General features: G+C 55.4%; 1 rRNA gene (running past one end of the window). It reads left to right on the top strand.

The window, feature by feature from the left end:
- Window positions 1–1,171: ribosomal RNA gene (locus ACFQ9K_RS45415) — 23S ribosomal RNA — on the top strand (its annotated part extends 1,407 nt beyond the left edge of the window); the annotation flags it as partial.
- Between the last annotated feature and the right edge of the window lie 43 nt (window positions 1,172–1,214).

Here is a 1,214-nt window from a genome sequence, read left to right as displayed (position 1 = left end):
GGAGCTGGGGGTGGTCGCAGAGACCAGTGAGAAGCGACTGTTTACTAAAAACACAGGTCCGTGCGAAGTCGTAAGACGATGTATACGGACTGACGCCTGCCCGGTGCCGGAAGGTTAAGAGGACCGGTTAGCGCTTTCGGGCGCGAAGCTGAGAATTTAAGCCCCGGTAAACGGCGGTGGTAACTATAACCATCCTAAGGTAGCGAAATTCCTTGTCGGGTAAGTTCCGACCTGCACGAATGGCGTAACGACTTCTCAGCTGTCTCAACCACAGACTCGGCGAAATTGCATTACGAGTAAAGATGCTCGTTACGCGCGGCAGGACGAAAAGACCCCGGGACCTTCACTATAGCTTGGTATTGGTGTTCGGTACGGTTTGTGTAGGATAGGTGGGAGACTGTGAAGCGGGCACGCCAGTGTTCGTGGAGTCGTCGTTGAAATACCACTCTGATCGTATTGGACTTCTAACCTCGGACCATGATCTGGTTCAGGGACAGTGCCTGGTGGGTAGTTTAACTGGGGCGGTTGCCTCCTAAAATGTAACGGAGGCGCCCAAAGGTTCCCTCAGCCTGGTTGGCAATCAGGTGTCGAGTGCAAGTGCACAAGGGAGCTTGACTGTGAGAGCGACAGCTCGAGCAGGGACGAAAGTCGGGACTAGTGATCCGGCACCGGCAAGTGGAAGCGGTGTCGCTCAACGGATAAAAGGTACCCCGGGGATAACAGGCTGATCTTCCCCAAGAGTCCATATCGACGGGATGGTTTGGCACCTCGATGTCGGCTCGTCGCATCCTGGGGCTGGAGTAGGTCCCAAGGGTTGGGCTGTTCGCCCATTAAAGCGGCACGCGAGCTGGGTTTAGAACGTCGTGAGACAGTTCGGTCTCTATCCGCCGCGCGCGTTAAGAAACTTGAGGAAGGCTGTCCCTAGTACGAGAGGACCGGGACGGACGAACCTCTGGTGTGCCAGTTGTACTGCCAAGTGCACTGCTGGTTAGCTACGTTCGGAAGGGATAACCGCTGAAAGCATCTAAGCGGGAAGCCTGTTCCAAGATGAGGTTTCTCTCCCCCTTCGAGGGGTTAAGGCCCCCCACAGACCATGGGGTTGATAGGCCAGAACTGGAAGCCCGGTAACGGGTGCAGGTGACTGGTACTAATCGGCCGAGGACTTACCAACAAAGAAGCTACGCGTCCACTGTGCAGTATCTGAAACAACACAC

The sequence above is a fragment of the Nocardia sp. NPDC056564 genome (assembly GCF_042793755.1).
In the GTDB taxonomy this organism is placed as follows: domain Bacteria; phylum Actinomycetota; class Actinomycetes; order Mycobacteriales; family Mycobacteriaceae; genus Nocardia.
The sequence above is the reverse complement of the archived record's forward strand: the minus strand, read 5'-3'. Positions and strand labels throughout refer to the sequence as shown.